This is a genomic window from Prosthecobacter sp. (assembly GCF_044378005.1).
In the GTDB taxonomy this organism is placed as follows: Bacteria; Verrucomicrobiota; Verrucomicrobiia; order Verrucomicrobiales; family Verrucomicrobiaceae; genus Prosthecobacter.
In genome coordinates this window covers 1-5,824 of record NZ_JBILYB010000232.1, presented here as the reverse complement: position 1 = coordinate 5,824, position 5,824 = coordinate 1, and the positions used below count along the sequence as shown (strand labels likewise).

Annotated in this window: 8 protein-coding genes; all 8 read right to left on the bottom strand. The window is 60.4% G+C overall.

Annotated elements, in window-relative coordinates:
- Positions 1–308: hypothetical protein (locus tag AC6FTP_RS25015; RefSeq protein ID WP_497209628.1), on the bottom strand; the 308-nt coding region annotated here is incomplete at its 3' end.
- Positions 305–913 (bottom strand): ATP-binding protein, encoded by a 609-nt coding sequence (locus AC6FTP_RS25010; RefSeq protein ID WP_497209627.1) that lies wholly within the window; start codon positions 911–913, stop codon positions 305–307. The genes AC6FTP_RS25015 and AC6FTP_RS25010, both read right to left, overlap by 4 nt.
- 31 nt (positions 914–944) lie before the next feature.
- Positions 945–1,121, bottom strand: coding sequence for a hypothetical protein (locus tag AC6FTP_RS25005; RefSeq protein WP_497209626.1), 177 nt, complete (start codon positions 1,119–1,121; stop codon positions 945–947).
- Positions 1,114–1,692, bottom strand: coding sequence for a hypothetical protein (locus AC6FTP_RS25000; protein ID WP_497209625.1), 579 nt, complete (start codon positions 1,690–1,692; stop codon positions 1,114–1,116). Before AC6FTP_RS25000 ends, AC6FTP_RS25005 begins: the two co-directional genes overlap by 8 nt.
- A 32-nt stretch (positions 1,693–1,724) precedes the next feature.
- Entirely contained in the window at positions 1,725–2,357 is a 633-nt protein-coding gene (locus AC6FTP_RS24995; RefSeq protein WP_497209624.1) for a hypothetical protein, read from the bottom strand.
- Positions 2,358–2,435: 78 nt separating this feature from the next.
- Entirely contained in the window at positions 2,436–3,398 is a 963-nt protein-coding gene (locus AC6FTP_RS24990) for an amidoligase family protein (protein WP_497209623.1), read from the bottom strand.
- A gap of 104 nt (positions 3,399–3,502) precedes the next feature.
- Positions 3,503–4,402: an ATP-dependent DNA ligase gene (locus AC6FTP_RS24985; protein ID WP_497209622.1), complete on the bottom strand. Its 900-nt coding sequence runs from the start codon at positions 4,400–4,402 to the stop codon at positions 3,503–3,505.
- A gap of 310 nt (positions 4,403–4,712) precedes the next feature.
- On the bottom strand, positions 4,713–5,264 hold the full coding sequence (locus AC6FTP_RS24980) for a hypothetical protein (protein ID WP_497209621.1): 552 nt from the start codon (positions 5,262–5,264) through the stop codon (positions 4,713–4,715).
- Between the last annotated feature and the right edge of the window lie 560 nt (positions 5,265–5,824).

Genomic DNA, 5,824 nt, shown 5'->3' with positions numbered 1-5,824 from the left:
TCGGCGTCGAGGCGCGCATAAGCGTAGCCACGGGCCTTGATGGCCAAGAGCACGCCGCGCAGATGCGGGAACGTCGTCATTTCATCGGCATCGAGGTCTTCGATGAGGAACAAATGGCCCACGCCATCGAGGAGGTGGGCCAACAGGGGCGGATCATCCGGTGCACGACACTCCAGCGGACGAAGACGAAGCAACGCCTCAGCTTCGCTCGGTGGGAGGTGCCGCGTGGACACCACGGGCACATGCATGATCCATGGGCCGGGGCTGTCGTGAAGGATGGGGATTTGGGCGGTGGTGAACAAGCTCATGAGGGTTGCTGGTCGAGGTAGGATTCGAGATCTGCGAGCGCGGCCCGCACACAGCCTCCACTGCCCACGGCGATTTGTGAGGCCGTGAATGCAGGCACCGGCCAGTGCGTGCTCAGGAACGCTGCCAGTTCCTCCGTGGTGGGCGGTAGCAGCTTGATGGCTTGGAACCGCGTCTGGAACCGCTCGGTCAGCAGATCGAGCTGCAGGTTGCTCGTGCCGAGGAACGCCCGGCCCGGTGGCAATCGGTCCAGGTAGGTCAGCAACAAGTCCTGCGCTTCCCGTGAGCAGCGGTCCAGCTCATTGACGATCTTGACCGACCATGAACTGAACAGGCTGCAATAAGGAAGCTGTCGCATCCACTCGCGCACGAGGTCCACCGTCACCTCACGCCCGTTGTAGTCCTCGATGGACAGCGGCGTGCCAGCCAACTGAACTGCGACCAGTTCTACCACGCTGGTCTTGCCCACACCCGGCGGACCGTAGAGCAGGAGTTTCATGGTGGCTGAAGGATCACTGGAGAGGCGCTTGGCCTTACTCGCCTGCGCCAGCGCCACACGTTTGGCCTGGCCGATCAAATCCTCCGCTGTGCGTGGTCGCCAGTTCATCGGCGAGGACGGAGCTTGTTTGTGAAAACGTTCACGCGGCTTGGATGCCATGATGGACCTCCTTTCCATGAGTCGTGGAGAGCGTCGTAATCGCGGAAGCCACCGACCGTGCACCCTTCTTGTAGAGCGTGACGGCCAGCAGTTCGCCGTCGAGCCACACGGCCCAATACCGCGTGCCATACTTGGTGATGGTGAGTCGATCACTCATGGGTCCAGCCCTCCCTACGGATGCGTGCTTTCACGGAGTTCACCGACAACTTAAACTGCGCGGCTGTCTGCTTGATGGAACCGGTGCGGCGATAGAGTCGTTTCACCGCTTTCCAATCCACCAGTGTGCCATTGGTGGTCACACTTGTGAGCTTGCGTCGCGGCTTCGGCGGCGTGGACGTGGGCGTGCCGATGATCTGGTCCACCGCAGGCGTGAACGCATCAAAGCGCTGCGGCGGTGGCGGCGGATCATCAGGCGTGATGCGGGCTTCGCGCAGGTTGGCGAGTTGTTCTCTGACGGCCGCACTCGCAATGGGGCGGATCATCTGCTCGACCGTGGCCGGCGCTTGCCCCCCATGGAGGCGTTGCAGGGCCTCGACGAGTCGCGCATCGACGATGCTTTGAATGAGATCAATGGGGATTTCCGTGATGGCATACACCACCCCGGTGAGAGAGTTGAGCCCCATCAGGGCTTTCATCTGTTCACGGGCTTCACGCGGGGAGTCGGCCTCCACACGGTCATCGAACAACACTTGGCCAGCTCGGCTGGCGATTAGTTTGAAGAGTTTCATATCGGGTTATCAGGTTTGGGTTTGGGTTTGGGTTAGCAGGCAAAGAGGCAGGACTGGCATAGGGAGCGGTGATCAGTGGTCTTTGTGTGATGACGCCGGGCTTGGGCGGCGCGCAGGCGCGGGACGAAGTGCGTGTTGCTCACCTGCATCCCCCGCCACTCCTCCCAAGCTCCGTAGAGCCGCGTCTCCTGCGCATTCATCCACACCCAGCGCCCTGGCAGCTTGTGCAGCGCCTCAGGACCGGTGGTATGGACCACCAGTGCCGCTGCGCGGGTGTCACTCATCGGGGAGGTCGGCAGTGGCTCCTTGCGATGCTGCTCCAGCCGCATCAGGGCATCCACATACCCGCTCCATGTGCCGTTGTGGAACAGCACGCTCTCGGCCATGCCGCTCAGGCTGACGGAGGATTTAGGGGTGACGGGGAACGGGTGACACAATCGCGCATCGACTCCACCGACACTGGCCCAGCGGAAGTGGATGACCACCTCGCCCTCCAGCTTCTTGAGCAGAGTGATGAGTTCACCGGTGCTGAGGTTCTTCTGCCAGCGCACGCGGCCACCTTCCCGCCATGCCACTCCCGCTCCATGCGGGTTGGCTTCATGACAGGCATACAGCACCTCGGACTTCGGGCGCACATCTTCAGGACAAATCAGGATCACACACATATCAGGTTCGTTTCTTGGGTTCGTTGTTCTTGGGTTTGGCCCGGCTATCCGCAGACTGCGTATAGCGCAGGCAAAGGGTTAGAGGTTCGCGTCGGGGTAGCGGCTATCGAACTGCTGGCAGAGCCGCTGCGCGCTCTTGCGGTAGTGGCGGAACTCCGAGTGCAGCTTGCCGAACAGGCCAAGGGCGACGGGACGCGCGCTGCCGGTCCACCCGAGGTAGTCCCACAGGAAGCGCAGGCCATCCGACGCCGTGGCGGTGCGCTTGGCTTGGATCTTGTTCTTTCCGAACCCGCCGAGGCATTGGACCTCGCAGGCGCGGCGACACAGGCCGAGCACGCTGGCAAGGTGATGGAGGATTTTCTCAATGTTCACCGTGCCGGCAAAGACGCGGAACTCCACCACCCCGATGAACCGCCCGTTGCGGTCACGCTTGAACGCCTTTCTAAAGTTCACCATGCCGCGTCCGCATTGCTCGGCGCACTCGGCTTTGACGCGCTCTTCCTCGCAGGTGACTATTTTGAGCATGTGCTCGGCGGTCTGCTCATAGAGCGGGTGGCTGTAGTGGTTGAGGTGGCGGTCCGTCCCGGTCTGGCCGTAGAGGCTGCGGGCGTGCCAGCGGGCGATGTGGGCAAGCTTGCGGATGAACTCGCTCACCGCTTTCGTGTCGGAGGTGCCGATGATGGACTCAATGCCCACGGTGATGTGGCAACCGCAGGAGCGATCCACCGTGGCACCGATGGCATTGAGCCATTCAACGAAGGCGATCAGGTGCTCCACACCGCGCTCGCCATGGAGGATGGGGGAAACGAATTCGCAGGGCATCTGCCCAGCGTCGCAGCGGATGGAACCATCGCGCTCGGCTTTCCAAGTGTCGACGTTGAAGGCCGGAGCATTGCTGCGGGCACCGGCAGTGGTGATGCCAGTGGTGACGGGATGTCCGGCATGGTAATTGCCCACAGGCACTTGGCTGGTGGCAGGAAGGCGGGTTTCGAGTTCAATGCCCCACTGGATGAGGGCGGCTTTGGGATCGGCGGGTTTCATGTGGAGGAATGGATGCGGGTGACTGGCCCCATGCAGGGCACCCCTTGGCCTCGTCACCGTGGCCGCGTGTGTCTCACCGTTTTGATCACCATTTGATGAACCTCCTATGAGAGGTCCCACTGCTCGCGGAACCCGATGAACTTCGGGAACCTGGGCGCTTCCTTCGCGCCGCTGGGCTGGTGCTTGAACTTCACCATGCGGCCCAACAAAGAGGAACGCTGCTGCCAGAGAGACACGCGGTCCACTCCGCCGACGACATGGTTGTAACCCAACCGGAACTCGATACCCGTCTCCACTTGCTTGACCACAAAACCGCCAAGTTCGCCTCGCCCGACCATGCCGGACTGCGCCATGCTGCGCTTGGTGCGGCCAAACGCGTCCTTCTCAGCAGCATTGTGATTGCTCATGCCCTCGTAGGTGTCGAGCACCACGGCCTCGGCGTCCTCGAAGCGCTTGATCTTGAGCAGGTAACCCTCGCGCTCCGTGGACCGGCCACACTTGTAGGGTGAGCCGGGCGTGCGGATCATGACGCCTTCATAACCCTCACTCACGCAGCGCTCTTCATAAGCCATCAGGTCATTGAGTGAATGTATCTCCTCGGGCAGCACTTTATCGACGCGCTCGTAATCCGGCAGCCGCGCCAGTTCCTGCATCCGGCAGGCATAAGGCACGTTGATACCCTCGCTCACATAGTCGAAGACGGCGAAGGTGAAGTCAGGCTCACCGCTTTCGCGGCCCACATGCCCGGCGGTTTCGTTGAAGGTGGTGCCTTTCACGATCAACTCGCCATCTAACCCATCAGGCAGGTTGGCTTCGATCCACTCTCGGATGAAGCGATTGGACACGGGCTTGAAGCTGCGGGTCAGAGCGCGTCCGTTGAGCTTGAGGCAGCGGATGCCATCAAGCTTGGGTGTGGCGAGCAGCGGGAAGCTGAGGGCATGGAGTCGCTCGCATTTGTCGGCGAGCATGGGCTTGGTGATGGGGGACGAGGCGGTGGTGTTCATGGGCATGGAGGGCGTTTTGTTGACCAGCGCTGGGCTGGGTTCCCTCCTGCCTCGTCACCGTGACCTTGTGTGTCGCACCGATTTGATCACCATGTGGCGGAGACGCAGAACACCGTTGTCCATCCATGAATGGCACCATTTGAACGGCACCCGTTTCTAACCATCGGCCCAATGCATCAGCATGACCTTGTGGAGGCGTGTAGGAAGCGTTTTACGATGGGGACCGCTCCGCAAGGTATGGCTGTATAGCCCAGCCTCACATGCACTTGTTGAGATTATCAGCGTGCCTTGATGCGACCTTCGCGAAGACTCACTCGTCGATGAGGTGATCAAACAACCCTGGCTGCAATGGCTCCAGTGCCGCCTGCTCCGCTTTGAAGAAGTCCGCCTTGGTCTTGCCGCGCTTCTTGCCCTCGCGGGTGTGGCAGTCATAGGCATATTCAGGGATGGCGACATACTCACCACTGCTGCGCAACTCCAGTGCAAGCGTGTCAGGATCAAGACCAGCCGTTTGATCATAGACGTAATTTTGCAGGTGATCGGGATCACGACTCTTCTTCGATAAGCACAGCAAGATGACCGCCTTGCTGATGAAGATGCGGCCCTTCGCCTGCTTTGGCGGGATGCCGTCATTGATGACCAAGTAGCTGTCATGCAGCGCCTTCACTTCCTGTGTGAGGATGCCCCAGCAATCCTCCGCACTGATGGTGAGCAGACGCTTCCACACATACTTGCCAAAACCGCTCTGCCACAGTTCCAGCGCCCAATATCCGGCCAAAGCCGCATCACCACGGCGGATGGCTTTCTGCATCGCAGAGGATACCTCGCTGAAGTTATAATGACGAATCGTGCGCAGTTGCATGGGGTTGGCGGGAAAGAGATCTGGGAGGTCCATGAATGGAGGCCTCGTCACCGTGACTTCGGGATTCCATCCGTTTGCATCACCAAATGATGCCGTGGGGTTTGGTTAGGTCGCAGGGTTTGGGAGGTGCCGTGGGGTGCACTACTCCAGAACGAGCGGATGACTCGTGTCGCCGTCGATCTGTGGCTGGTGTTACAGCAGCAGCTAGGAGCTGGGCGGCTTCACGTGGTGTCGCAGACTCGGAACCCAGAGCAGGTTAATCTTGCGATCCACCCACAGCAGTATCGGGCGCATTGAGCCGTCGCTCTCCCGATACAAACCAATCAACCACTCGCCATTCAACGGCTCCCGAAACGAGGGGTGACCAGGCTTCATTGAGCAGAATGACGTGCCGAAGTGCTCGATCAATTGAGATCCTCCGGGGCGGGGAAGGGACTTCGATTTTTTCTGTGGAGACATCAGCGCGGTTCAGGCGACCCGTGTCTTTTACGACGCTCAATGTGACTCGAAAGTCGTCGATTGGTTTTCAAATACTTCATCACCTCGTCGAAATCATAGCG

Coding starts and splice junctions, on each gene's coding strand:
- AC6FTP_RS25010 (WP_497209627.1), bottom strand. CDS start 913: ATGAACTGGCGACCACGCACAGCGGAGGATTTGATCGGCCAGGCCAAA.
- AC6FTP_RS25005 (WP_497209626.1), bottom strand. CDS start 1,121: ATGAGTGATCGACTCACCATCACCAAGTATGGCACGCGGTATTGGGCC.
- AC6FTP_RS25000 (WP_497209625.1), bottom strand. CDS start 1,692: ATGAAACTCTTCAAACTAATCGCCAGCCGAGCTGGCCAAGTGTTGTTC.
- AC6FTP_RS24995 (WP_497209624.1), bottom strand. CDS start 2,357: ATGTGTGTGATCCTGATTTGTCCTGAAGATGTGCGCCCGAAGTCCGAG.
- AC6FTP_RS24990 (WP_497209623.1), bottom strand. CDS start 3,398: ATGAAACCCGCCGATCCCAAAGCCGCCCTCATCCAGTGGGGCATTGAA.
- AC6FTP_RS24985 (WP_497209622.1), bottom strand. CDS start 4,402: ATGAACACCACCGCCTCGTCCCCCATCACCAAGCCCATGCTCGCCGAC.
- AC6FTP_RS24980 (WP_497209621.1), bottom strand. CDS start 5,264: ATGCAACTGCGCACGATTCGTCATTATAACTTCAGCGAGGTATCCTCT.